We start from the raw sequence: 23,740 nt of genomic DNA, 5'->3' as shown, positions 1-23,740 counted from the left end.
TTGCAAGCGGCTGCTTGCCCAACACCTTTCGGCTCTCCTCAGGGCAGCAAATGGCCGACCAACTTGAAATTGGCGCTTAAGTACGATTAGCATGTGTCGCGAAAGGGGGATTCATGAATGGGTCGATAACAAACATCCATTGCTCGTTCTGCTCTCCGTGATAGGGATAGCCAATGACCGGAGCAAAGTCTTTGGTGCTATTCCCTTTGACGTTAAACGACAAATACGGCGGTTTCGTATGGCCAATCGTAATAGGAGCGGAAAAGAGAAGTTTTGCTCATCGGCTCACCCCAGCTTTCGCGCTAGGTCCTTGGCGCGCGGATGATAGTACCGTTTCAGCATGGACAACGTCTTGTGGCCAGTGACAGCCGAGAGCTCAAGCACATTGTCGAGTTTCTCCGCCAGACGGCTGGTGCCTTCATGACGAAGGTCGTGAAAATGAAGATCTCCAAGGCCAGCACGTTTGACCGCACGCTCAAACGCCTTTTTCACGGAGTCGGCCGTCGTTGGAATGACTGGGCCATCCTGCTCACGTGGAAGAGCTTCGAGCACATGGACCGCGCGCCTGGTTAAAGGAACGTCCCGCGCCTCACCGTTCTTGGTGTCGCGCAGCCTCACATACCGGTCGTTTAAGTGCACGTCCTGCCAGCGCAGTGACAGCAGTTCACTACGACGCATTGCCGTCTCAATCGCCAATTCGACAATGCTGCGAACCAGGAGATTGCGTACCCCACCAGGTTGATATGCCCCGCTGTCGCCTCAGGTGCTGGGCTCCAGCTCCTTGAGTAGCCGTTGTTCCTCATCTCCCGATAATCGCCGGTTGCGGCCCTTACTTTCAGGCGGCCGGCGAATCATAGATACAGGATTTTCGACGTTGACGCCCCATTCCTTGCGCGCGACGTTGATCACGTGACTAATCAGACCAAGGTCTCGGTTGGTGGTGGATCCCGAGACCTTCTTCAACCGGCGATCCCGCCATTCGGCGAGGACCTTACCTGTGAGGGCCGCGACTTTGTATTCCGAGATCGCATCACGGCGCAATGAACGCAGGCGATAGCTCTCGGAGGAAGCGCCTTTTTTCGTCGGCGAGACGTCGCGGAGATAACGATCAAACAGATCGCCCAAGGTATTGCGTTCGGCCTCTGATCGGTCCACGAACACGCCGCGGACCATATCGGCCTCGATTACCGTAGCCCACTCTCGGGCGGTAGTCTTATCTGGAAAAGTCTCTGAGACGGTAGGCCAGCCCTTGCGTCGGATCTGAACTTCTACTCGTTTGCCGCGTTGTCGAATCGTTGCCACTACTAGCTCCTTGCCACTAAGTTGTGGCAATTTTGTGGCAAGCAGTCCGATTCAGCGGAGGACAGATACTGAGGGTGTTAGAGAAAACACTTTTGAATCAATATCTTAGAATTGGTGGGAAGTGCAAGTTTCGAACTTGCGACCCCTGCAGTGTGAATGCAGTGCTCTACCCCTGAGCTAACCTCCCGTTGAGTGCGAGCATTATAGCGCACCGATGGCGTTTGTAAAAGGGCAAACGCGAAAAATCCTTACGCGGCGGGAACGGCCAGCGCCGCGCGCCAGATGCAGCTGCCTTTGACGGCCTTGTCCAGCCCGTTCAGCGTGTCTTCGTGCGCGGCCAGCTCCTCGTCGCTGGCGGCCAGCACGATGACCTCGGCCAGCGGCACCGGCTCCAGCAGCACGCCGCCGGTCTGCACTTCCTCTTCCACATCCATGCCCAGGCTGTTCTGGCCGCGCGTCATCGACAGGTAGACGTCGGCCAGCAGCTCGGCATCGAGCAGCGCGCCGTGCAGCTTGCGGTGGGCGTTGGAGATGCCGAAGAAGTCGCACAGCGCGTCCAGCGAGTTGCGCTTGCCGGGACGCATTTCCTTGGCCACCGACAGCGTGTCGATCACGCCGTGAATGTGGCCTTCCAGCGGCGGCATGTTCAGCAGCCGGTATTCATGGTTCAAAAAGCCCATGTCGAACGGCGCGTTGTGGATGATCAGCTCGGCGCCCCGGATGTACTCGTGGAACTTCTGCGCGATTTCGCGGAATTTCGGCTTGTCGCTCAGGAACTCGGTGGTCAGGCCGTGGACGTTCAGCGCGCCCTCTTCCGATTCCCGCTCCGGGTTGATGTAGACGTGGAAGTTATTTCCCGTCAGCATGCGGTTGACCAGCTCGACGCAGCCGATTTCAATGACGCGGTTGCCCAGTTTGGGGTTGATGCCGGTGGTTTCAGTATCGAGTACGATTTGACGCATGGATTTCTTCAGGAAAGACTAGGAGCAAGCCGGGCAGTATAGCAAAGCCAGGCCGGGTGGATCCGGTTTGCCGCGCTTATTTGCGCACCGTTTCCACGCCCTTGTTGGCCAGCTGGTCGGCCCGCTCGTTGCCGGGATGGCCGTTATGGCCGCGCACCCAGCGCCAGTCCACCTTGTGCACCGATTGCGCCTGGTCCAGCGCCTGCCACAGGTCGGCGTTCTTCACCGGCTCCTTGGACGACGTCATCCAACCGCGCTTTTTCCAGCCGTGGATCCACTCGCTGATGCCCTTCTGCACGTACTGGCTGTCGGTGTGCAGCACCACTTCGCAGGGCCGCTTGAGCGCGTTGAGCGACTCGATCACTGCGCGCAATTCCATGCGGTTGTTGGTCGTATTCAGTTCGCCGCCAAACATTTCCTTCTCGGCGCCGTCGGCGCGCAGCCATGCTCCCCAGCCACCGGTGCCGGGATTGCCCTTGCATGCACCGTCGGTAAAAATCTCAACCTTATCCATCCTGCTGTTCCCGCCTTTTGTTCGTTGCCGGCACGCCCGTTGGAGCGGTGGCCGATTTTTTGGTCCATGCCGGACCGATCAGGTGCATGCCTTTGACGCGCTTGACCGCCTGCACCATGTACACCGCGCCGAAATACGGCCACGAACGCGATCCCACCTTGTCCATGAAGGCGTAGCGCTGCAGCCATTTTTCGGTGCGGCAAGCGGGCGCGTAGCAGCCGAAATGGCTTTGCGTGGCGCCCAGATTCAATAATTTTAACCAGTCTTTCAGGCGCGGCATAGAGATGAATTCGCCGTCGCGCGGCAGGAAATGGTTGCCGGTGATGCGCGCCGTCACGTGCCGCAAGCCCCACAGGCTGGCCGGATTGAAGCCGCAGATGATCAGCTGCGCCTCCGGGCGCAGCACGCGCTCCACTTCGCGCAGCACCTGGTGCGGCTCGGCGGCGTATTCCAGCACGTGCGGCAGCACCACCAGGTCCAGGCTTTGCGAGGCGAACGGCAGCTCGGCGTAATCGAGCGTGACGGCCACCTGCCGCAGCTCGCTGCCGTTGGCCATGCGCAGCGGGCGCGGGCGCGTATCGGCCAGCCATTTGCGCGGCATGCGGTTGGCCGCCAGCGCATCCAGCTGCGGCAAGCCGATCTGCACCGCGTTGTAACCGAAGATGTCGGCGGTGAGCTCGTCCAGCCGCGCCTGCTCCCAGGCGCGCACGTAGGCGCCCGGTGGCGTTTGCAGCCAGCTGTCCAGCGCTATAATGGATTTTTCGGATGCCGCGCTATCCATGCCGCTCTTTCCCTATGACCTCTGACCGCACGCTTGCCGTCCTCACCATACCCGCCTTCAATGACAATTACCTCTGGTTGATCCATGACGGGCTCAACGCCGCCGTGGTCGACCCCGGCGACGCGCAGCCCATCCTGGCCGCGCTGAAGGCCCATGGGCTGACACTTACCGCCATTCTACTCACCCACCACCATGCTGACCACACGGACGGTGTCCCAGCATTATTACAGCATTACGCGGTGCCGGTGTACGGACCGCGCAATGACGGCATCGCCACGGTCACCAGGCCGCTGTCCGAAGACGATACGGTGGACGTGCCGGGGCTGGACCTGCAGCTGTCGGTGCTGGAGGTGCCGGGGCACACGCTGGGCCACATCGCCTACGTGCGCTCCGGCGACGCGCCTTGGCTGTTCTGCGGCGACACCCTGTTCGCCGGCGGCTGCGGCCGCCTATTCGAGGGTTCGCCGTCGCAGATGGTCGATTCGCTCAACAAGCTGGCCGCCCTGCCCTCGGACACCAAGGTGTTCTGCGCGCACGAATACACGCTGTCCAACCTGCGCTTCGCCAGCGCGGTCGAGCCCGGCAATGCGGCGCTGCAGGCGCGCGTGGAGGCGGACACGGCCAAGCGCGCGCGCGGCGTGCCCACCGTGCCGAGCACCGTGGGCATGGAACGCAACACCAATCCCTTCCTGCGGTATGCCGAGCCGCAGATCGCCGCGCAGCTGGTGGCGGCAGGCAAATTGCAAGGCGGCGAAGCGCCGGTGGCCGTATTCGCGGCCCTGCGGCTATGGAAAAACTCTTTCTAAGCGAGGACAGATGGAACAGTTGAAGCAGGTGAAATGCTATTTCGATCCCATCAGCCCGTTCGCCTGGCTGGCCAGCAAGGAAATCGGCCGCATCGAGGCGGCCGGCTGCACGGTGGAGTTCGTGCCGGTGCTGTTCGCGGCCATGCTCAATGCGCACGGGCAGAAGGGGCCGGCCGAGATTCCGGCCAAGCGCGTGCACACCTTCCGCGACGTGATGCGGCTGGCGGCGGCCAAGGGCTTGCGTTTCACCGGGCCGCCGGGCCATCCCTTCAACCCCTTGCCCGCGCTGCGCATGAGCACGGCGATTGCCGATGCGGCGGCGCGCCGGCATTTCGTGGTGGCGATGTATGCGGCGTGCTGGGAGCGCGGCGCGGACGCGTCGGACATGGAGGTGCTGGCCGGGCTGGCCGGGGAATGCGGACTGGACGGCAAGGCGCTGGCGCAGGCAGCCGCCACGCCGGAGGTCAAGCAGGCGCTGGCCGCAGCCACCGAGCGGGCCATCGCGGCCGGCGTGTTCGGCGTGCCGACCTTTGAATACGAGGGCGAGTTCTTCTGGGGCGCGGACCGCATCGACTCCCTGCTGTGGCGCGTGGCGGGGAACGGCATCGACGAGGCCGCGCTGCAGGCCTTCCTGGACCGCCCTGCGCTGGCGCAGCGCAAGGCGGCGGGCTAAGGCTTCCAGCCGAAGCTTTAGATTTCCTCGTACAGCGGCAAGGTCAGGAACTCGGCGAACGCGGTGGCGGTCGACATCTCTTCGAAGATCTCGGCGGCGCGTTCGTAGTTCATGCTGCTGCCGTCCGGCGCCGAGGCTTTCACTTTCGGCAGTTCTTCGGTGATCATGGCGCGCACCATTTCAGCGGTCACTTTGCGGCCGTCTTCCAGCTTGCCCTTGCTCGAACGGATCCACTGCCACACTTGCGAACGGCTGATCTCGGCGGTGGCCGCATCTTCCATCAGGTTGTGGATAGGCACGCAGCCGTTGCCGCCCAGCCAGCTGCCCAGGTAGTGGATGCCGACGTTGATGTTGTAGCGCAGGCCCGCTTCGGTGATCGGCGCTTCCGGCTGGAAGTTCAGCAGGTCGGCGGCAGTCACCTCCACGTCCGGGCGCTGCTTGTTGATCTGGTTGGGCGCGTCGCCCAGCACCTTGGTGAACTCGCCCATGGCCAGCTCCACCAGGCCCGGGTGCGCCACCCAGCCGCCGTCATAGCCGTCGGTCGCGTCGCGCGCCTTGTCGTTGCGCACGCCGCCCATCGCCACTTCGTTCTTTTCCGGATCGTTCTTGATCGGGATCAGCGCGGCCATGCCGCCGATGGCCGGCGCGTTGCGCTTGTGGCAGGTCTTCAGCAGCAGCAGCGCGTACGAGCGCATGAACGGCGCGGTCATGGTCACCTTGGCGCGGTCGGCCAGGCAGAAGTCCTTGTCCAGCTTGAACTTCTTGATGCAGGAGAAGATGTAGTCCCAGCGGCCGGCGTTCAGGCCCGAGCTGTGCTCGCGCAGCTCGTACAGGATTTCATCCATTTCGAACGCTGCCAGGATGGTTTCGATCAGCACGGTGGCCTTGATGGTGCCCTGCGGCAAGCCCAGCTCGTCCTGCGTCATCACGAAGATGTCGTTCCACAGGCGCGCTTCCAGGTGCGATTCCATCTTCGGCAGGTAGAAATACGGGCCGGCGCCGCGCGCCAGCTGCTCTTTCGCGTTGTGGATCATGAACAGCGCGAAGTCGAAAATGCCGCCGGAGATGCGCTTGCCGTCCACCAGCACGTGCTTCTCATCCAGGTGCCAGCCGCGCGGACGCACCACCAGGGTGGCGGTCTTGTCGTTGAGCTTGTACGATTTGCCGTTCTGTTCCAGCGAGATGGTCTTGCGCACGGCGTCCATCATGTTGACCTGGCCGCTGATCTGGTTGTCCCAGTTCGGCGTGTTCGAGTCTTCGAAGTCGGTCATGTAGCTGTCGGCGCCCGAGTTCAGCGCGTTGATGACCATCTTGCGGTCGACCGGGCCGGTAATTTCCACGCGGCGGCATTCCAGCGCTTTCGGAATCGGCGCGATGGTCCAGTCGCCGGCGCGGATGTGCGCGGTCTCTTTCAGGAAGTCCGGACGCTCGCCTTCGTCCAGGCGCTTGGCGCGCGCCACGCGGGCGGCCAGCAGCTCCTGGCGGCGCGGTTCGAACGCGCGCGACAGCTTGGCCACCAGGGCCAGCGCATCGGGAGTCAGTACGGTTTCGTAGCCGGGCTTGATGGGGCCGGTAATTGCCATGCCTGCTGGCAGAGTGATGGTGGCTTGCGTCATGAGATCTCCGATGGTGGGTAGGTTGAATCATCAGTATAGGCGCTGGGCGTCTACCTGTTTTTTGCAGTATATTCACTAAATAGTTATGCAAACAAGACTAAAAATCACTTCATCTATGCGTTTTTTGCACAAGTGCTAGGAAAGCTCACATGGGTCAGTTCAGACAAATCTCCACTTTCGTGGAAGTGGTAGCCAAGGGCAGCCTCTCGGCGGCGGCCCGCGCGGAAGGCATAGCGCCCGCCGTTATTGGGCGCAGGCTGGATGCGCTGGAGCAGCGGCTGGGCGTGAAACTGCTGCAGCGCACCACCCGCAAGCTGGCGCTGACCAACGAGGGCGCGGCGTTTTTGGAGGACTGCCAGCGCATCCTGACCGAGCTGGAAGATGCCGAAGCGGCGGTGGCCGAACGCAGCGCGCGCGCAACAGGCCACCTGCTGGTGTCGGCCCCGGCCGGCTTTGGACGGCAGCACGTGGCGCCCTTGCTGCCATCTTTCCTGACCGAACACCGCGACGTGCGCGCCACGCTGAACCTGAACGACCGCGTGGTGGACATTATCGGCGAAGGCGTGGACGTGGCGATCCGCATCGCCTCGCTGTCGGATTCGAACCTGGTGGGCGTCAAGCTGGCCGACAACCAGCGCGTGCTGGTGGCCACGCCGGCCTACCTGAAGCGGCACGGCACGCCGCGCACGCTGGACGAGCTGCACAAGCACAACTGCCTGGCCATCAGCAGCGACGGTTCGCAGCGCGGCTGGACCTTCAAGCACGAGGGCAAGATCGTCACGCTGAAGGTGGGCGGGAACATGGGCTGCAACGACGGCGCGGTGCTGCACGACTGGGTGCTGGCCGGCAAAGGGCTGGCGTGGCGTTCGATGTGGGAAGTGGGCGGCGATATCGAGGCGGGCCGCTTGCGCACCATGCTGGACGAGTACGCGGCGCCGGGCAACGACATCTACGCGGTGTTCGCGCAGCGCAATCACCTGCCGCTGAGGATACGGGCTTTCGTGGACTTCCTGCGCCGCACCTATGCGCAGCCAGGCTACTGGCGCCAGGAGAAGGCGGCGGCCTGACGGCCCGCCTGTGCGGCCGCGCGGACCGTACAGACGAAAAAAAATCCTCGGAAACCGAGGATTTCTTCATCTCGTAAGATTCAGCGTATTACAGTGGCTGAATGTTCGAAGCTTGCTTGCCCTTAGGGCCGGCGGTTACTTCAAACGAAACGCGCTGGTTCTCTTGCAGCGATTTGAAGCCAGCCGATTGGATAGCCGAGAAGTGAGCGAACAGATCTTCGCCGCCTTCGTCAGGGGTAATGAAGCCAAAACCCTTCGAATCATTGAACCATTTTACGATACCAGTTGCCATTACAATTCCTATTTCAGTTAAGTTGGGCTTGCGCCCGTGATATCGTTTGAAGCAAGTAAGAAATGACAGACAAACTGCACTACTCTTGAATCTAACGATCCCGCATTATACCGAATAAAACGAAAAAATCCCGTTTTCACGAAAATAAATGCAAGGATGTGACTTTGGTGGTGTAGCCATCTAGCCAGATCTCCCCGAGCACAAATTCGCGCGGCATGTGTGTCACTATAGACAAGATCCGGGGATCGCGCTTGAGGAATATCAAAGGTGCGCAAATAAACTTCGGTTTCAGCCTGCGTAAACCACCGCCCCGGGGTCGCGCGCTGCCCAGGACAGGTAGCGTTCCAGCTGCTCCGCCAGGACCTCCCAGCCAGCCACCTCGGCGGGACGTTTCCCCAGCAACGGCAGGAGTTCCTGCTCGATGCGGCGGGCCTCGGCGCCGTAGGCGGCGAAGCCGAAAGTTGCCGCAGAACCTGCTACACCGTGCAGCAAGGCGTGCAGTTTTTCGAGCGATTCCGCATCCGAATCGGCGTTGCGGCAATGAGACAAGGCGGCGGAAATCGCTTGCAGCGTGGCGGGAATGCCGGCCGCGTACTTGTCGCCCAGCGCACTGAGCCGCGCGCGGAAGTTCGGGTCGGCCAGGGTCGCCACGCGCTGCTCCTCTTATTTGGTGCCGAAGATGCGGTCGCCCGCGTCGCCCAGGCCCGGCACGATGTAGGCGTGCTCGTTCAGGTGGCTGTCCAGCGAAGCGCAGTAAATCTTCACGCCAGGATGGGACTTCTGGAACACTTCGATGCCTTCCGGCGCGGCCACCAGGGCCAGGAAGATGATCTGTTCGTCCGTCACGCCGCGCTTCTTCAGCACGTCCACCGCGTGCACCGCCGAGTTGCCGGTGGCGACCATCGGATCGCACAGGATGAACGTGCGTTCCGCCAGGTCCGGCAGGCGCACCAGGTATTCCACCGGCTGGTGGGTGTCGGGGTCGCGGAACACGCCGATGTGGCCGACGCGCGCCGATGGCACCAGGCTCAGCAGGCCGTCGCTCATGCCGATGCCGGCGCGCAGGATAGGCACGATGGCCAGCTTGCGGCCTGCGATGACGGGCGCGTCGATGGTCATCAGCGGGGTTTCGATCTCGCGCGTGCCCAGCGGCAGGTCGCGGGTGATCTCGTAGCCCATCAGCAGCGTGATCTCCTTCAACAACTCGCGGAAGGTGCGGGTCGAGGTCGTCTTGTCGCGCATGTGGCTCAGCTTGTGCTGAATCAGCGGATGGTCGGTGATGAACAGGTTGGGGAAGCGCGGGTCTTGTTTCATGGTTACTCATATCAAATCGGTTATAGGCCGCATTATCCCAGTCATCCGGGCCCGGTGGAATGCTTTCGCTGAAATTATTGTCAGCCGCTCCGGCCGCTCCGGAAACCGCCCATTTGCACGGCAACTTTGCTCGTCTGCTACTCTATAGAGGGGACTTTTTTGACGCGCATCAAGCCTTTTTTGCAAATCATGCATAGATGTTGTCGTTTTTCATGTTTTTCATGCCTCAACAGTGATACATTTCGTTCTGGTTTTGCAACAATAGTTCTGAAAGAGTAGACCGACACGATGCTATCCAGTGCCCCTACAGTGCCCGTGCGCGCCAGCCACAACGAGATGGACAGCCTCCTGGAGGAGGCTGGCGATGTGGTGTTCCGGCTTGATTTGCAAGGCGCGGTGCTGTTCGCCAGCAAGCACGCGCTGACCCTGTCCGGCCTGGACAGCCTGGACGGCGCCAGCCTGGTTGCGCTGTCCAGCGAGGCCGACCAGCCGGCGCTGAAGGCGGCCCTGGCCGACCTGGCGCAGTCCGGCGCCGCCACCCGCGTGGAAGTGCGCCTCAAGGGCGAACTGGGCGAAACCTGGTTCGAGCTGCGCCTGTCCGTCTACGGGCGCTCCGGCCCCGGCCCGGCGGCCGGCATCCTGGCGGTGGGCCGCGACCTGACCGTCCAGCACGCCACCGAGGAACGCCTGCGCCACATGGCCACCCATGACGCGCTGACCGAACTGCCCAACCGCTTATTGCTGTCCGACCGCATCCGCATGACCATCGCCCAGGCGCGCCGTTCCGGCCAGGGCTTCTCGGTGGCCACGGTGGGCATCGACGGCTTCAAGAAGGTGAACGACGGCCTCGGCCACCCGGTCGGCGACGCCGTGCTGCGCATGGCTGCCGCGCGCCTGCGCAAGACCCTGCGCGACTCGGACACCCTGGCCCGCGTGGGCGGCGACGAATTCGTGGCCGTGCTGCCCGGCACCGCCAGCGAAGCCCAGATCAAGCTGGTCACCGGCCGCTTGCTGGCCACGCTGCAGGCGCCGTTCGAGATCGACACCCACACCATCTACCTGGGCGCCTCGGTCGGCGTGTCGGTCTACCCGCAGCACGCCGAGGACGAAGTGCGCCTGGTGGCGCTGGCGGACGCGGCCATGTCGCGCGCCAAGGAAACCGGCAAGGCGCGCTGCGTGGTCTACAGTCCACGCCACGGCGGCCCGCCGGAGCACGACATTTCGCTGGAAGCGGCCATGTTCCAGGCCGTGCGCGAAGGCGAGTTCATGCTGTACTACCAGCCCATCGTCGATGCCCGCACGCGCGAGATCGAAGGCTTTGAAACGCTGATGCGCTGGAAGCACCCTACCCTGGGCATGGTGCCGCCGGTGCGTTTCATCCCGATAGCCGAAACCAACGGCCTGATCAACCTGCTCGGCGCCTGGGCCCTGAAGGCGGCCTGCGTGCAGCTCAAGCAGTTCGAGGAAGTTGCCAAGCGGCCACTGTACATATCTGTTAACATTAGCCCTCGGCAATTCCGCAACGACAAATTCCTTGACGTGCTGGACGACGCGATGGCGTTCTCCGGCCTCCCGGGTGAGCAATTGGTATTAGAAATTACAGAAGGCACGCTGATGATCGATCCGGCCCACGCCGAAACCATCCTGACCCGGATGGCGGAACGCAAGGCGCGCATCGCCATCGACGATTTTGGCACCGGCTATTCCTCGCTGGCCTACCTGAAACGCTTCCCCATCTCGGTCCTGAAGATAGACCGCGCCTTTATCCGCGACCTGCCCGGCTCGCAGAAGGATGGCGCCATCTGCAACGCCGTGCTGGACCTGGCCAAGCACCTGGACCTGTCCGTGGTGGCCGAAGGGGTGGAAACCGAAGAGCAGCTGGCGCACCTGCAGGAACGCGGCTGCCAGTACATCCAGGGTTACCTGACCGGCAAGCCGATGGCCGCGCACGTGGCCATGGCGGCGCTGCGCGAGCGCACTTACGCCAACCTGGTGCCACCGGAGGCGAAGCTTGATCCCCGGTCCGATCTCCGGCCCGATACGCGGCAGGTGCAGGCATGAATTCCCCGCTGAACCAGGCACTCGCCGCTGCCGCGGGCCCGGCGCCTGAGGCCGATGGCAACAAGACGCTGTCCCAGCTGTGGGACCGCACCCGCATGCAGGGCGACATGCCCGGCTTCGCCAAGGCCATCTCCTCCATCCTGGGCGCCATGCGCGGCGAGGACGAGAGCGATTTCAACATGACGCAAACCGTGCTGTCGGACCCGGTGCTGACGCAAAAAGTGCTGCGCCTGGCCAATAGCGGCATGTATTCGGCCTTCGGCCAGCACGTCAACACGGTCAGCAAGGCCGTGCTGGTGCTGGGCACCGAGGCCATCGGCCACCTGGCGCTGGGCCTGAAGCTGATCGAGGAATTGTCGGTGGCCGGCGCGGGCGCCGGTTCGTCCAGCGCCCACGTGGAAATGGAAAAGGCCGTGCTGGCCGGCATGGTGGCGCAGCAGGTGGCCTCCAGCGCCAACAGCCGCCACGCCGAGGAAGCCGTGGTCTGCTCGCTGCTGCACTCGCTGGGCCGCATGATGATCACCTTCTACATGCCGGAACGCTGGAGCCGGATGCAGGAAATCGCCGGCGCCGGCAAGGAAGACGACGCGGCGCAGCAGGTGCTGGGCCTGACGATGGAAGAAGTGGGCAGCGCCGCCGCCACCCACTGGGGCTTGCCGAAGAACCTGATCAGCGGCATGCGCATCGTGGGACCGGCCGAACCGGGCGCGGAAGTGAACCACGCCGACTGGATCGCCGGCCTGTCCACCATGTCGGCCCGCTGCGCCGAGTCGCTGTGGCATGACGACGAGGCCGGCGCGCTGGAAGTGAAGCGCATCACCGAAAGCTATTCCGGCATGCTGGGCGTGGCGCCCGAGCAGATGGGCGAGGCGATAGAAAAAGCCCGCGTAGCGGCCGCCAACGACCTGTCGATCGCGCCGCTGTCCAAGCCGGCCGAACGGCGCGCCAAGGCGCTCGCCAAGACCCGCCAGCGCGCCGCCGGCAACAAGATCCTGCTCAGCGGCCTGGCCGACATGCGCGACCTGGTGGACTCGGCCAGCCCGGGCCAGATGGTCTCCATCGCGCTGGAGACGGTGTACCAGGGCCTGGACTTCTCGCGCGCGGTGGCGTTCGTGCGCAACCGCCGCGAAGGCCGCTATGCCGCCAAGATGTGCTTCGGCGAGGGCATGAAGGAAAAGCTGGGCGAGATGGCGTTCGACGAAGCGTACGAACCGAATGTGTTCCACGCCGCCCTGAACAGCGACCGCGTGATCTTCATCGAAAACGCGCGCGACCCGAAATTCGCCGCCAAGCTGCCGGCCTGGTGGAAGGCCAGCCTGTCCGAAGCGCGCAGCTTCGTGATCCTGCCCTTGCTGTCGAACCTGCAGCCGGCCGGCTTTATTTACGGCGACTGGGACGAATCCTTCCCGCCCATCCAGCTCAGCCAGACCGAGTTCGGCCTGCTGAACGATATGCGCGCGCTGGTGGTCAAGGCGGTCGAACGCCGCCACCGGCTGGAAGCGGTCAGCAACCGGGTGGCTTAGTTTCCGTCCGCTGCTGCCAGCGGAACGACAGCGCCGCCGCCACTGCGGCGCCCGCCGCCAGCCCTGCCGCAACAAAGTAGATCGATTCGGCGCCCAGCCTTTCCCAGCACTGCGACAATCCCAGCCCGCCCAGCGTGCCGCCCACCCCGTAGGAAATGCTGATGTACAGCGCCTGCCCGCGCGCCTGCAATGGCCCGGCGAACCAGCGCTGCATCGCCAGCACCGAAGACGAGTGATGCAGCGCGAAGGTGGCCGCGTGCAGCAGCTGCGCCAGCACCAGCAGCGCCAGCCAGTGCGCGCCCGCCCCTATCATGGCGAAACGCAGCACGGCGGCGGCAAAGGCCAGCATCAGGAGGCGCTGCGCCCCCCAGCGCTTGAGCAGCGGCGCCTGGAAATAGAACAGCATCACCTCGGCCACCACGCCCAGCGACCACATGGCGCCGATCACGGTCTTGCTGTAGCCGGCGCGCTCGAGATACAGCGAGTAAAACGTGTACAGCGAGGTGTGGGCGGACACCATCAGCGCGGTGGAGGCGAAGAAGGCCAGCACTTCGCGCCGGCGCAGCACGGCCAGCAGCGCGGGGCGCGGGCCAGCGTGCTGCTGGCGCGGCACGTCGTGCATGCGGAACGCGGCGCCCACCACGCACGCCAGCAGCGCGCCGGCGGCCCACGGCAAGGCGCGCGTGCCCCAGTAATCCAGCGCGTAGGCGGTCAGCATGGCGGCCACGATGAAGCCGACCGATCCCCACAGGCGGATGCGGCCATAGTGGGTCAGGTCGCCGCGCATTTCGGACAGCATCAGCGCTTCGCAGATCGGCCCTTGCGCGCTGGTAAACAGGTTGAGCAGCACCATGGCCGCGAAGAAGTGGGCGAAGGTGCTGCCGACGAAGAAGCCGGAGAACGCCGTCAGCGCGGCCAGGCCGGTCAGCCGCAACACCAGCACGCGGCGCTCGCTGTGGTCGGCCACCCAGCCCCACAGGTTGGGGCCGAAGATGCGCAACACCTGGATCAGCGACATCAGCACGCCGATCTGCGCCACCGTCATGCCCTGGTCGGCGAAGAACAGGCTGGCGTAGGTGGAGAAGGTACCCGCGTGCGCGTAGTAAAAGAAAAGGAAGCTGCCGAAGCTGAAAAACTGGGTGGGCATGGCGGTGGCCGTTCCGCCTGGGCGGGAACGGCCGGAAACAGGTTGAACAGCGTTTTGAAAGCGCTATTGGGCGCGCGCGATATCCGGAGTGGACACGCTCACGTCGCCGCACTGGGCGCGGTGCATCAGCGCATGGTCCATCAGCACCAGGGCCAGCATGGCTTCGGCGATCGGCGTGGCGCGGATGCCCACGCAGGGGTCGTGGCGGCCGAAGGTTTCCACCATCACCGGGTTGCCGTCCTTGTCGATCGAGCGGCGCGGGGTGCGGATCGACGAAGTGGGCTTGATGGCGATCGACACCGTGATGTCCTGGCCGGTGGAGATCCCGCCCAGCACGCCGCCGGCGTTGTTTCCGATAAAGCCTTGCGGAGTCAGCTCGTCGCCGTGCTCGGAGCCCTTCTGCGCCACCGACTTGAAACCGGCGCCGATTTCCACGCCCTTCACCGCGTTAATGCCCATCATCGCGTAGGCGATGTCGGCGTCCAGCTTGTCGTAGATGGGCTGGCCCAGCCCGACCGGCACGTTCTGCGCCACCACCTCGATGCGGGCGCCGATCGAATCGCCTTCCTTGCGCAGCGCGTCCATTGCATCTTCCATGCGCGCGATCAGCGCCGCGTCGCCGCTGGCGGCGAAGAAGGGATTGTTCGGCACATGCTCCCAGCCCTCGAACGGCACCGCGATGTCGCCCAGCTGGCTCATGCAGCCCTTGAAGACGGTGCCGTACTGCTGCTGCAGCCATTTCTTGGCCACCGCCGCCGCGCCCACGATGGGCGCGGTCAGGCGCGCCGAGGAACGGCCGCCGCCGCGCGGATCGCGCACGCCATATTTATGCCAGTAGGTGTAATCTGCATGACCGGGACGGAAGCTTTCCGAGATGTTGCCGTAGTCCTTGCTGCGCTGGTCTTCATTGCGGATCAGCAACGCGATCGGGGTGCCGGTGGTGACGCCCTGGTACACGCCGGACAGGATCTCGACGCGGTCCGGCTCCTGGCGCTGGGTGACGTGGCGCGAGGTGCCGGGCTTGCGGCGGTCCAGCTCGGGCTGGATGTCGGCCTCGCTCAGCGGCAGGCCCGGAGGGCAGCCATCGATGACGCAACCGATCGCAATACCATGCGATTCGCCGAAAGTGCTTACAGAAAACAGCTTGCCAAAGGAATTACCGGACATAGGGAGCAGAGTGAGTGGACTGAGGGAATCCTTTAATTCTACCAGTCCCCCGCCCCGGCCGTGGCAACCATGCCAAAATAGTACTCATCAGTACTAATTAAAATGTCGTTATTGGTGACAGGAAAGCATCGAAATGATCGTTCTACCTAACAATTCGCTATATACTTGAATTAAGAACACCGAGATATCTGGAGAAGCGACACATGCCCCCATCGATCACGCCCCTTGACCAACACAAGGACGATCAGGACGATCTGGTATTCTTGGAAGAGCATCCAGCCGAACCGGCAGCGCACGCTTCCCGCGAGGTATGGCGGGTGATGATCATCGACGACGACGAAGACGTCCACTCCACCACCACTTTTGCGCTCGGCAACCTGGACATGCAGCAGCGTCCGCTGGAATTCGTCCACGCCTACTCGGCCAGCCAGGCCCGCGAAATGCTCAAGCACGAGCAGGATATCGCCGTGATCCTGCTGGACGTGGTGATGGAACAGGACGACGCCGGCCTGCACCTGGTGCGCTACATCCGCGAAACGCTCAAGCTGGCCGACGTGCGCATCATCCTGCGCACCGGCCAGCCAGGCTACGCGCCGGAAATCGACGCCATCCGCGACTACGACATCAACGATTACAAGACCAAGTCCGAGCTGACCCGCATCAAGCTGTTCACCACGGTGACGGCGGCGATCCGCTCCTACGAGCAGATCCGCAAGATCAGCAACAGCCGGCGCGGCCTGGACCAGATCGTCCACGCCAGCACCGAGCTGATGTCGCTGCACGGCGTGCACAACTTCGCCGCCGGCGTGCTGGCGCAGATCGCCTCCCTGCTGCGCCAGCCGGCCAACGGCGTGCTGTGCGTGCAGGAATGCCCGGACAGCGGCTGCCACGAGCTGATGGCCATGGCCGCCGCCGGCAGCTACGCCCACCTGGACGGGCTGCAGTTGACCATGCGCAACGAGCCGCGCGTGACCGAAGCCATGGAGCGCACGCTGGACGAGCGCCGCAACCACTACGGCAACGGCTGCATCACGCTGTACTTTGCCGGCAAGGCCAGCCGCGCCTTCGTCGCGTTCCTGCTGCTGGACCGGCCGGTCACCGAGCTGGAGGAAAGGCTGCTGGAAGTGTTCTGCAGCAACGTCGCCGTGGGGCTGGACAATGTCGAGCTGGTGTCGCACCTGCACAACGCGGCCTTTTACGACCAGCTCTCCAAGCTGCCCAACCGTACCCGCCTGGTCGAGATCCTGGACGCCGCGCTGGCCGGCCCGGCCAAGCAGGAGGCCAGCCTGGCGCTGGTGGACCTGGACCACTTCGCCGAGACCAACGACGCGCTCGGCCACCAGTTCGGCGACCTGCTGCTGCTGGCCGTGGCGGACCGCCTGCAAACCAACCTGGGCCAGCAGCTGACTGTGGCCCGCATCGGCGGCGACATCTTCTGCGTGCTGGGCGATGCCGCCCAAGTGAATCCGGCCATGATACTGGCGCTGTTCCAGGTACCGTTCAGCATAGACGGCCAGGACGTGCAGCTGTCGGCCACGCTGGGCCTGGTGCGCCTGGCCGAGCATGACGGCAGCGGCGCCGACGCGCTGAAGGACGCCGACATCGCCCTGAAGCGCGCCAAGACCCAGCAGCGCGCCGGCCACTTCTACTTCTCGCGCAGCATGGGCGTGGAGATCCGCGAACGGGTGCGCATGATGCACGCGCTGCGCACCGCCTTCGGCCAGAACCAGCTGTTCGTGGTGTACCAGCCGCAGATCGACCTGGTCACGCGCCGCCCGGTGGGCGCCGAGGCGCTGCTGCGCTGGCAGACGCCGGACGGCAAATTCATCTCGCCGGACCGTTTCATTCCGATTGCCGAGTATTCGGGCCTGATCATCGACCTGGGCGAATGGGTGATGCGCACCGCCTGCCGCGAGCTGGTGACCCTGCGCGCGGCCGGCCACGACAACTTCACCATGTCGATCAACGTGTCGCAGGTGCAGTTCCGCCACCCCTACTTCCTCGAAATGCTGCGCCGCGCGCTGGCCGACACCGGCGCGCCGCCGGAATTCGTGGAGCTCGAGATCACCGAGTCGATGGCGATGGAAGAGCCGGACCTGCTGATCAAGATGCTGGGCCAGATCAAGCAGACCGGCGTCAGCATCGCGATCGACGATTTCGGCACCGGCTTCTCGTCGCTGTCCTATCTGCAGCGGCTGCAGATCGACCGCCTGAAGATAGACCGCGCCTTCGTCACCGAGATCACCGGCTCGGCGCGCGGCAGCAGCATCGCCGAGATGGTGATCCAGCTGGGGCGCAACCTGGGCCTGGCGGTGATCGCCGAAGGCGTGGAGGACGAGCGCCAGGCCCAGATCCTGCAGTCGCTGGGCTGCCCGCTGGCGCAAGGCTTCCTGTTCGCCCGCCCGATGACGGCCGACGCCCTCAACGGATGGCTCAACAACGACGCGCTGGAAGGCGTGGCATAAAAAAACGCTGTCCTCGGACAGCGTTTTTTGTTTGAGGCCGGCGCGCCTTCAGTCGGCCGGCTGTTCTTCCTCGGCCGGCCAATCGCGGATGTATGCTTTCAGCATGCGGTTCTCGAAGCTTTGCGCTTCGAGCACCGCGCGCGCCACGTCGTAGAACGAGATCACGCCCAGCAGGGTTTTCGCGTTCATCACCGGCAGATAGCGCGCGTGCTTTTCCAGCATGATGCGGCGCACTTCGTTGACTTCCGTGTCCGGCGTTACGGTGATCGGGTGGTCTTCCATGTGCTTGCGCACCGTGCCGCCGCCGACCGAACCGTCGTTCTCGTGCAGTGCCTTCAGCACTTCGCGGAAGGTCAGCATGCCGACCAGGTCGCCGAACTCCATCACCACCAGCGAGCCGATGTCTTTCTCGGCCATGGTTTTCGCCGCTTCAGACAAAGGCTGGTCGGGCTTGATGGTGTAGAGGATGTTGCCTTTAACTTGAAGAATTTCGGAGACTTTCATTTTGGGCCGTCCTGTCCGTGTGAATGGGATTTGTAGTTATTGTAAGCCTTACTGCGAATGTAGCGTATGCCCGGAGAAAAATCCAGTATTGCGCAATATCAAATATTGCATGTTGCGCGGTGGGTTGCGCAGCGGTTGTGCAGCCGCACCGCGCGCGGTACGATCTTGCCACCTCAATAACCAAAACGAGACATCCATGAGCGGTCCCCATTACCCTGGCTTCGATACGCTTGCCCTTCACGCAGGCGCCGCGCCCGACCCGGCCACCGGCGCGCGCGCGACACCGATCCACTTCACCTCGTCCTTTGCCTTCCGCGATTCCGACCATGCGGCGGCGCTGTTCAACATGGAACGCGCGGGCCACGTCTATTCGCGCATCTCCAACCCCACCAACGCCGTGCTGGAAGAGCGCATCGCCGCGCTGGAGGGCGGCGTGGCCGGCATCGCCACCGCCAGCGGCCAGGCCGCCATGCACCTTGGCCTGGCCACCATCGCCGGCGCCGGCTCGCACATCGTCGCCTCGCGCGCGCTGTACGGCGGCTCGCACAACCTGCTGGGCTACACGCTCAAGCGCTTCGGCATCGAGACCACTTTCGTCGATCCGCGCGACCTGGACGCCTGGCGCGCCGCCATCCGGCCCGAAACCAAGGTGCTGTTCGCCGAAACGCTGGGCAATCCGGGGCTGGACGTGCTGAACGTGCCGGCGGTGGCCGCGCTGGCGCATGAGCACCACCTGCCGCTGATGCTGGACTCCACCTTCACCACGCCCTGGCTGCTGAAGCCTTTCGACCACGGCGCGGACCTGGTGTTCCATTCGGCCACCAAGTTCCTGTGCGGGCACGGCACCGCCATCGGCGGCCTGCTGGTGGACGGCGGCACGTTCGACTGGCAAGCCGCCTACGACAAGACCGGCCGCTTCGCCGAGCTGTGCGAGCCGTACGAGGGTTTCCACGGCATGGTGTTCGCCGAGGAATCCACCGTGGCGCCGTTCGCGCTGCGGGCCCGCCGCGAGGGTCTGCGCGACTTCGGCGCCGTCATGAGCCCGCACAACGCCTTCGCCGTATTGCAGGGCATAGAGACGCTGGGCATGCGCATGGAGCGCCACGTGGCCAACACGCGCAAGGTGGTCGAGTTCCTCGTTGCGCACGACGCGGTGGCGTCGGTGTCCTATCCCGAGCTGGACACGCACCCGGACTACGAACTGGCCAAGACGCTGCTGCCCAGGGGCTGCGGCGCCGTGTTCTCGTTCACCATCAAGGGCGACCGCGCCGCCGGCCGGCGCTTCGTCGACAGCCTGAAGGTGTTTTCGCACCTGGCCAATGTGGGCGATGCCAAGTCGCTGGTCATCCATCCCGCGTCCACCACGCATTTCCGCGTGCCGGCCGAACAGCTGGCGGCGTCCGGCATCGCCGAGGGCACCATGCGCCTGTCGGTCGGGCTGGAGGACGTGGACGACCTGATCGAGGACCTGGCGCGCGGCCTCAGACTGTCGCAGAAAGGGGGCTGAGATGCTGTTCGATATTGATGGCGCACCGGCCTACTGCTACACCGGTGGCAAGGCCTTCGACGCGGCCCTGCCGACGGTGGTCTTGATCCACGGTGCGCAGAACGACCATTCGGTGTGGGCGCTGCAAAGCCGCTACCTGGCGCACCACGGCTACGGCGTGCTGGCGGTGGACCTGCCCGGCCATGGCCGCAGCAAGGGCGCGGCCCGGCGCAGCGTGGAGGAGATGGCGGACTGGCTGCTGGCGGTGCTGGATGCTGCCGGCGTGGCGCAGGCCGCACTGGTTGGGCACAGCATGGGGTCGCTGATTGCGCTGGAGGTGTCGTACCGCGCGCCGCAACGCGTCGGCAAGCTGGCGCTGCTGGGGACGGCGTATCCGATGAAGGTGTCTGACGCGCTGCTGAACACCTCGCGCGACAATGAGCGGGCGGCCATCGACATGGTGAACATCTTCTCGCATTCGGGCATGGCGCAAAAGCCGTCCTGCCCGGGCCCGGGCTTTTCCGTGATGGGCGGCGCGCAGCGGCTGATGCAGCGCATGTCGGCCCTGAACCCGGAGCAGCTGTTCTACACGGACTTCTACGCCTGCAACGCTTACGCCAACGGCGAGGCGGCGGCGCAGGCGGTGCGCTGCCCTGCCCTGTTCATCTTCGGCAGCAGGGACATGATGACGCCGCCGAAGGCCGCCAGGCTGCTGACCGGCGCCATCCCGCACGGCAAGGTGGTGCAGGTGGATGCGGGCCATTCGCTGATGTCCGAGCAGCCGGACGCCGTGCTGGACGCGCTGGCGGGCTTTCTGCGTTAGCTGAAATGAGCGGAGGCTCAGCGGAGAATCAACGGCAATGCCGGCGCGGCAGCGCGTGAATGAATTCCGTCACTGCCCCGGCCAGCTCCGGGGCCAGCGGCAGCGCAGGATTGGAATAGGCCGCGATCTGCCGCGCCGGGTCCGGCGGCACCAGTTTCAGCACATGGTTCATGCCGTCCACCACCAGCAGCCGCGCGGCCGGATTCGCCTTCTTCAGCAGCGCGGCCTGCTGCGTATCGACCTGGATGTCCGTCGTGCCCTGCGCCACCAGCAGCGGCATCTTGAGCCGGGCAAATTCCTGCGCCGGCACGTATTTGAACCATGACGCCATGTAGGGCTGCACGCTTGGGCGGTAGATCGCCTGCAACTGGGGCGGCAGCCTGCCGGCGCGCTGGCCGCGCTCCAGCGCCGTCAATATCTTGTCATTGGCCCTGGCCAGGTCGGGCGGCAGCTTGGGCGCGAGCTGGCGGCGCAGCAGCGCGGACGCCCGTTCCGCAGGGCCGGCCAGCGAAATGAAGCCATCCGCCCCCGCCGCGCGCGCGGCCACCATGCCGATCAGCGAGCCTTCGCTGTGGCCGATCACCGTCACGGACGCGTAGCGGCCTTCCTGTTTCAGTTGCCGTACCCAGGCGGCGGCGTCGCCGGTATAGGATTCGAAACGCAGCTGCGATTCATTCGCGCCGGCGCGCGCGCTGGCGCCGATGCCGCGCTTGTCGTAACGCACGCTGGCAATGCCAGCCTCCGCCAGCGTCTGCGCCAGCATCTTCAGGCTGTTGTTCGCGCCGGGCAGCAGCTTGCTGTTGCCGTCGCGGTCCGTCGGGCCGGAGCCTGCGATGATCAGCGCAGCCGGTGCGCAGCCCAGCGGCAACGGCACCATCAAGGTGCCTTGCACGTCCCCCGTCGGCGTGGACAGCGTCGCAGCGCGCGGCAGCGCGGTGTGGGGCGCGGCATCGGCCGCAGCCGCCTCGGCGGCAAGCAGCGCGGTACTCAGCGAAGCACTCAGCACGGTACACCGCGCGGTACAGCGCATCGCCCAGCCGAGGGCGCCGCCGGCGCCGCTCATGGCCGCGACAAATCGATGCCGTACAGCGCCAGGCCCTTGCCGGCGCCGTCGTCGGCCTGCAGCTGGGTCACGTTGTCCAGTCCCGCCGCGCGCGCCAGATCGAGCTTGCCGGGCGCCGAATGGAACACCACCGGACCTTGCGTCTTCACCGCGGCGAAGCGCCAGCTGCGCGCCGCGCCGTGGCTGGCGCGCTTCAGCGCCCTGGTGCGCTGGATGTAGGCGATCAGCACGTCGCGGTTGGCGTCCGGCGACGCGAAGACGGTGCTGGCGCCATCCACGCCCGGAAAGGCGCCACCGCCGGAAGCACGGTAGTTATTGGTCGCAACCAGGAATTCCTGCGTATCCCGCACCGGCTTGCCCTGGTAGCGCAATTCCCGGATACGGCGGCCCTGCGGCTGCGTCACGTCGATGCGGTAGCGCACGTCCGGGCTGGTCAGCATGTCGAAGTTATAGCCCGCAAAGCCCGGATTGACCAGTTCCTGCGGCGCAGTCTTCGATGGGTCGATGGTGTTGAAACGGCTGGCGGCCTTCTCCAGCCAGGCTTTCAGGCCGGCCCCGTCCACCTTCACGCCCGACAGCGTGTTCGGATACAGATACAGGTCGGCCGCGTTGTTCAGCGCGATGGCGCCCAGCTTCACGTCCGTGTAGTCGCCCGGACCGGCGGCGCCGGACTTGAAGGGCGCGGACACCGACAGCACCGGCAGCTGCGCGTACTGCGGCAGATTGGCGCGCACATAATCGGCCAGATAGGCGGCCTGCGCCTCGTTCACCACCTGCACGGCGCTCACGTCGCCCACGTCGGCGAAGTACGACGTCATCGGGAAATCGGTGCTGCCCAGCGGCGTTTGCACGTAGCGGATGGTGGCTGCGTGCTCCGCCGCCACCAGTTCGGCAATGCCGGGATGCGGTTCGACGTAGCGCTTGCCGCCCGCAGCCGATGCGGCTTGCGCCGGCAGCAGCGTACCGCGCGCCTCCACCGTCGTCTGCGCCTTGTCGACCACCCAGCGCTGGCCTTCGCGCTTCAGCCGCAGGCCGATCACGCCCAGATGCTTGCCCCACAGGCTGGCCATCACCGTGGGCACGCCATGCACGGTGCCTTTGGCCTTGTCGACGCCCGGCAGGTTAAAGGACGCCGCGGTGCCGGCGGCGTTCGGGAAGGCCTCGTGCGCATGCCCCAGCAGCATCGCGTCGATGCCGGGCACCTGCGCCAGGTACAGGCCGGCGTTCTCCATTTGCGGCGTATACGGCGCGCCATCGAGCCCGCCGTGCAGGATCGCCACCACGATATCGGCCCCCTGCGCGCGCATCTGCGGCACATATTTCTGCGCCGACTCGCGCACGCCCTCGGCGTACACCCGTCCTTCCAGCCAGCGCTTGTCCCAGCCCAGGATGCCCGGCGGCGTGAAGCCGATGATGCCGACCTTGAGCGTGGCCTGCAGCGGCTGGCCGTTCGCGCCGGTGGCGCTGATGCGCTTGTCGATGAGGGCGAACGGCTGGAACAGCGGCTGCTTCGTTTTCGCGCTGTAGATATTCGCCAGCACCAGCGGGAACGCCGCCCCGGCGCAGCGCGGCGCGGCCGGGTCCACGCCGTCCACGTCGAAACGCGCGCCCGTCACCTGGCTCAGGTATGGCAAGCCGTAGTTGAAATCATGGTTGCCCAGCCCGCCGCCTTCCACGCCCAGCCGGTTCAAGGCCTTGTAGACCGCCAGCGTCTCGCCGCAACGCACCGGCGCCGCCAGCGCCTGGTAGTCGGCCAGCGCCGTGCCCTGGATGGTGTCGCCATTGTCCAGCAGCAGCGTGTTGGGGAACTCCGCCCGCGCCTGGCGAATCAGCGTAGCGGTCCGTTCGAAACCCAGCGAGGCATCCGGCGCCAGCTTGTAATAGTCATAGCTCAGCACGTTGGCGTGCAGATCCGACGTCTCCAGCAGCGCCAGCGTGGCCTGCGCGCCGTCCGGCGCACCGGCAGGCGAACCGGCCGGCAGCGTGCCGCACGCAGCAAGTTGAATGAACACAAGTGAAGGCAAGAGTCGGCGCATGGCGGCTGGGCAGGCAAAGCAACAGTTTCAGAAGCGACCGATGATACGCGCCGCCCAGTTCGCTCGCAATGGTTCCGCCATTCGTTACGGAATTCGGTTTGGATCAAACCCCGGCCATTTCCGCCTATCCTGACCGCG

General features: G+C 64.8%; 22 protein-coding genes and 1 tRNA gene. 8 read left to right on the top strand and 15 right to left on the bottom strand.

The genetic code is table 11. The features are described 5' to 3' along the window. Positions 1-285: 285 nt before the first annotated feature. From AC56DV_RS29905 to AC56DV_RS29880, 6 genes are all read right to left on the bottom strand, one after another. Positions 286-705: a site-specific integrase gene (locus tag AC56DV_RS29905; RefSeq protein ID WP_496318502.1), complete on the bottom strand. Its 420-nt coding sequence runs from the start codon at positions 703-705 to the stop codon at positions 286-288. A 54-nt stretch (positions 706-759) separates the two neighbouring features. Beyond that, on the bottom strand, positions 760-1,302 hold the full coding sequence (locus AC56DV_RS29900) for a site-specific integrase (protein ID WP_496317840.1): 543 nt from the start codon (positions 1,300-1,302) through the stop codon (positions 760-762). Between the two features lie 112 nt (positions 1,303-1,414). Next, positions 1,415-1,489: transfer RNA gene (locus tag AC56DV_RS29895), tRNA-Val, on the bottom strand. Positions 1,490-1,550: 61 nt separating this feature from the next. Then, positions 1,551-2,264: a DNA polymerase III subunit epsilon gene (gene dnaQ / locus AC56DV_RS29890; protein ID WP_496317839.1), complete on the bottom strand. Its 714-nt coding sequence runs from the start codon at positions 2,262-2,264 to the stop codon at positions 1,551-1,553. 76 nt (positions 2,265-2,340) lie between these two features. Further along, positions 2,341-2,778: a ribonuclease HI gene (rnhA, locus tag AC56DV_RS29885; RefSeq protein ID WP_496317838.1), complete on the bottom strand. Its 438-nt coding sequence runs from the start codon at positions 2,776-2,778 to the stop codon at positions 2,341-2,343. Continuing rightward, positions 2,771-3,559 (bottom strand): class I SAM-dependent methyltransferase, encoded by a 789-nt coding sequence (locus AC56DV_RS29880; protein WP_496317837.1) that lies wholly within the window; start codon positions 3,557-3,559, stop codon positions 2,771-2,773. Before AC56DV_RS29880 ends, rnhA begins: the two co-directional genes overlap by 8 nt. A gap of 14 nt (positions 3,560-3,573) precedes the next feature. Here AC56DV_RS29880 and gloB point away from each other — a divergent pair, with 14 nt between their 5' ends. Both gloB and AC56DV_RS29870 read left to right on the top strand, forming a co-directional pair. Beyond that, on the top strand, positions 3,574-4,365 hold the full coding sequence (gene gloB / locus AC56DV_RS29875; RefSeq protein WP_496317836.1) for a hydroxyacylglutathione hydrolase: 792 nt from the start codon (positions 3,574-3,576) through the stop codon (positions 4,363-4,365). Between the two features lie 10 nt (positions 4,366-4,375). Further along, on the top strand, positions 4,376-5,038 hold the full coding sequence (locus AC56DV_RS29870) for a 2-hydroxychromene-2-carboxylate isomerase (protein WP_496317835.1): 663 nt from the start codon (positions 4,376-4,378) through the stop codon (positions 5,036-5,038). Between the two features lie 17 nt (positions 5,039-5,055). Here the strand turns inward: AC56DV_RS29870 and aceB are convergent, their stop codons facing one another. Continuing rightward, positions 5,056-6,654, bottom strand: coding sequence for a malate synthase A (aceB, locus tag AC56DV_RS29865; protein ID WP_496317834.1), 1,599 nt, complete (start codon positions 6,652-6,654; stop codon positions 5,056-5,058). A 149-nt stretch (positions 6,655-6,803) separates the two neighbouring features. On the opposite strand from aceB, the gene AC56DV_RS29860 reads away from it, so the two are divergent. Further along, a complete protein-coding gene (locus AC56DV_RS29860; protein ID WP_496317833.1) occupies positions 6,804-7,721 on the top strand; it encodes a LysR family transcriptional regulator in 918 nt (305 codons plus the stop codon). A gap of 88 nt (positions 7,722-7,809) precedes the next feature. Here the strand turns inward: AC56DV_RS29860 and AC56DV_RS29855 are convergent, their stop codons facing one another. From AC56DV_RS29855 to upp, 3 genes are all read right to left on the bottom strand, one after another. Then, positions 7,810-8,013, bottom strand: a complete 204-nt coding sequence (locus tag AC56DV_RS29855) for a cold-shock protein (RefSeq protein WP_008448165.1) — start codon at positions 8,011-8,013, stop codon at positions 7,810-7,812. A 288-nt stretch (positions 8,014-8,301) separates the two neighbouring features. Further along, positions 8,302-8,664 (bottom strand): Hpt domain-containing protein, encoded by a 363-nt coding sequence (locus AC56DV_RS29850; RefSeq protein ID WP_496317832.1) that lies wholly within the window; start codon positions 8,662-8,664, stop codon positions 8,302-8,304. 12 nt (positions 8,665-8,676) lie between these two features. After that, a complete protein-coding gene (upp, locus tag AC56DV_RS29845) occupies positions 8,677-9,327 on the bottom strand; it encodes a uracil phosphoribosyltransferase (RefSeq protein WP_496317831.1) in 651 nt (216 codons plus the stop codon). A 336-nt stretch (positions 9,328-9,663) separates the two neighbouring features. Here upp and AC56DV_RS29840 point away from each other — a divergent pair, with 336 nt between their 5' ends. Next, positions 9,664-11,388, top strand: coding sequence for a putative bifunctional diguanylate cyclase/phosphodiesterase (locus tag AC56DV_RS29840; protein ID WP_496317830.1), 1,725 nt, complete (start codon positions 9,664-9,666; stop codon positions 11,386-11,388). Further along, complete coding sequence (locus AC56DV_RS29835; RefSeq protein ID WP_496317829.1) at positions 11,385-12,911, top strand: HDOD domain-containing protein; 1,527 nt, start codon at positions 11,385-11,387, stop codon at positions 12,909-12,911. The genes AC56DV_RS29840 and AC56DV_RS29835 overlap by 4 nt, the downstream gene beginning before the upstream one ends. Here AC56DV_RS29835 and AC56DV_RS29830 read toward each other — a convergent pair. Together AC56DV_RS29830 and aroC are read right to left on the bottom strand one after the other, a co-directional pair. Then, positions 12,892-14,058, bottom strand: coding sequence for an MFS transporter (locus tag AC56DV_RS29830; RefSeq protein ID WP_496317828.1), 1,167 nt, complete (start codon positions 14,056-14,058; stop codon positions 12,892-12,894). The two genes, AC56DV_RS29835 and AC56DV_RS29830, sit on opposite strands and share 20 nt — an antisense overlap. 63 nt (positions 14,059-14,121) lie before the next feature. Then, complete coding sequence (aroC, locus tag AC56DV_RS29825) at positions 14,122-15,225, bottom strand: chorismate synthase (protein WP_496317827.1); 1,104 nt, start codon at positions 15,223-15,225, stop codon at positions 14,122-14,124. 203 nt (positions 15,226-15,428) lie between these two features. Between aroC and AC56DV_RS29820 the strand changes: the two genes are divergently transcribed. Continuing rightward, positions 15,429-17,690 carry a GGDEF/EAL domain-containing response regulator gene (locus AC56DV_RS29820; RefSeq protein ID WP_496317826.1) on the top strand — a complete coding sequence of 754 codons (2,262 nt, stop codon included), beginning with the start codon at positions 15,429-15,431 and terminating at the stop codon, positions 17,688-17,690. Positions 17,691-17,738: 48 nt separating this feature from the next. Here AC56DV_RS29820 and AC56DV_RS29815 read toward each other — a convergent pair whose 3' ends face one another. Beyond that, complete coding sequence (locus tag AC56DV_RS29815; RefSeq protein WP_056389356.1) at positions 17,739-18,194, bottom strand: CBS domain-containing protein; 456 nt, start codon at positions 18,192-18,194, stop codon at positions 17,739-17,741. A 196-nt stretch (positions 18,195-18,390) separates the two neighbouring features. Here AC56DV_RS29815 and AC56DV_RS29810 point away from each other — a divergent pair, with 196 nt between their 5' ends. Together AC56DV_RS29810 and AC56DV_RS29805 are read left to right on the top strand one after the other, a co-directional pair. Beyond that, on the top strand, positions 18,391-19,701 hold the full coding sequence (locus tag AC56DV_RS29810) for an O-acetylhomoserine aminocarboxypropyltransferase (RefSeq protein ID WP_496317825.1): 1,311 nt from the start codon (positions 18,391-18,393) through the stop codon (positions 19,699-19,701). 1 nt (position 19,702) lies between these two features. Further along, entirely contained in the window at positions 19,703-20,503 is an 801-nt protein-coding gene (locus tag AC56DV_RS29805; RefSeq protein ID WP_496317824.1) for an alpha/beta fold hydrolase, read from the top strand. A 28-nt stretch (positions 20,504-20,531) separates the two neighbouring features. On the opposite strand, the gene AC56DV_RS29800 is transcribed toward AC56DV_RS29805, so the two are convergent. Then, positions 20,532-21,566 carry an alpha/beta hydrolase gene (locus AC56DV_RS29800; protein ID WP_496317823.1) on the bottom strand — a complete coding sequence of 345 codons (1,035 nt, stop codon included), beginning with the start codon at positions 21,564-21,566 and terminating at the stop codon, positions 20,532-20,534. Continuing rightward, positions 21,563-23,602 carry a bifunctional 2',3'-cyclic-nucleotide 2'-phosphodiesterase/3'-nucleotidase gene (locus AC56DV_RS29795; RefSeq protein ID WP_496317822.1) on the bottom strand — a complete coding sequence of 680 codons (2,040 nt, stop codon included), beginning with the start codon at positions 23,600-23,602 and terminating at the stop codon, positions 21,563-21,565. Before AC56DV_RS29795 ends, AC56DV_RS29800 begins: the two co-directional genes overlap by 4 nt. Positions 23,603-23,740 lie beyond the last annotated feature (138 nt).

It is taken from the genome of Massilia sp. BGA-UO-ETr-WB1 (assembly GCF_059567845.1).
The sequence above is the reverse complement of the archived record's forward strand: the minus strand, read 5'-3'. Positions and strand labels throughout refer to the sequence as shown.

Coding starts and splice junctions, on each gene's coding strand:
- upp (WP_496317831.1), bottom strand. CDS start 9,327: ATGAAACAAGACCCGCGCTTCCCCAACCTGTTCATCACCGACCATCCG.
- AC56DV_RS29800 (WP_496317823.1), bottom strand. CDS start 21,566: ATGAGCGGCGCCGGCGGCGCCCTCGGCTGGGCGATGCGCTGTACCGCG.
- AC56DV_RS29815 (WP_056389356.1), bottom strand. CDS start 18,194: ATGAAAGTCTCCGAAATTCTTCAAGTTAAAGGCAACATCCTCTACACC.
- AC56DV_RS29795 (WP_496317822.1), bottom strand. CDS start 23,602: ATGCGCCGACTCTTGCCTTCACTTGTGTTCATTCAACTTGCTGCGTGC.
- AC56DV_RS29840 (WP_496317830.1), top strand. CDS start 9,664: ATGGACAGCCTCCTGGAGGAGGCTGGCGATGTGGTGTTCCGGCTTGAT.
- rnhA (WP_496317838.1), bottom strand. CDS start 2,778: ATGGATAAGGTTGAGATTTTTACCGACGGTGCATGCAAGGGCAATCCC.
- AC56DV_RS29805 (WP_496317824.1), top strand. CDS start 19,703: ATGCTGTTCGATATTGATGGCGCACCGGCCTACTGCTACACCGGTGGC.
- AC56DV_RS29810 (WP_496317825.1), top strand. CDS start 18,391: ATGAGCGGTCCCCATTACCCTGGCTTCGATACGCTTGCCCTTCACGCA.
- AC56DV_RS29860 (WP_496317833.1), top strand. CDS start 6,804: ATGGGTCAGTTCAGACAAATCTCCACTTTCGTGGAAGTGGTAGCCAAG.
- AC56DV_RS29880 (WP_496317837.1), bottom strand. CDS start 3,559: ATGGATAGCGCGGCATCCGAAAAATCCATTATAGCGCTGGACAGCTGG.
- AC56DV_RS29835 (WP_496317829.1), top strand. CDS start 11,385: ATGAATTCCCCGCTGAACCAGGCACTCGCCGCTGCCGCGGGCCCGGCG.
- AC56DV_RS29820 (WP_496317826.1), top strand. CDS start 15,429: ATGCCCCCATCGATCACGCCCCTTGACCAACACAAGGACGATCAGGAC.
- AC56DV_RS29855 (WP_008448165.1), bottom strand. CDS start 8,013: ATGGCAACTGGTATCGTAAAATGGTTCAATGATTCGAAGGGTTTTGGC.
- AC56DV_RS29870 (WP_496317835.1), top strand. CDS start 4,376: ATGGAACAGTTGAAGCAGGTGAAATGCTATTTCGATCCCATCAGCCCG.
- aceB (WP_496317834.1), bottom strand. CDS start 6,654: ATGACGCAAGCCACCATCACTCTGCCAGCAGGCATGGCAATTACCGGC.
- AC56DV_RS29830 (WP_496317828.1), bottom strand. CDS start 14,058: ATGCCCACCCAGTTTTTCAGCTTCGGCAGCTTCCTTTTCTTTTACTAC.
- aroC (WP_496317827.1), bottom strand. CDS start 15,225: ATGTCCGGTAATTCCTTTGGCAAGCTGTTTTCTGTAAGCACTTTCGGC.
- gloB (WP_496317836.1), top strand. CDS start 3,574: ATGACCTCTGACCGCACGCTTGCCGTCCTCACCATACCCGCCTTCAAT.
- dnaQ (WP_496317839.1), bottom strand. CDS start 2,264: ATGCGTCAAATCGTACTCGATACTGAAACCACCGGCATCAACCCCAAA.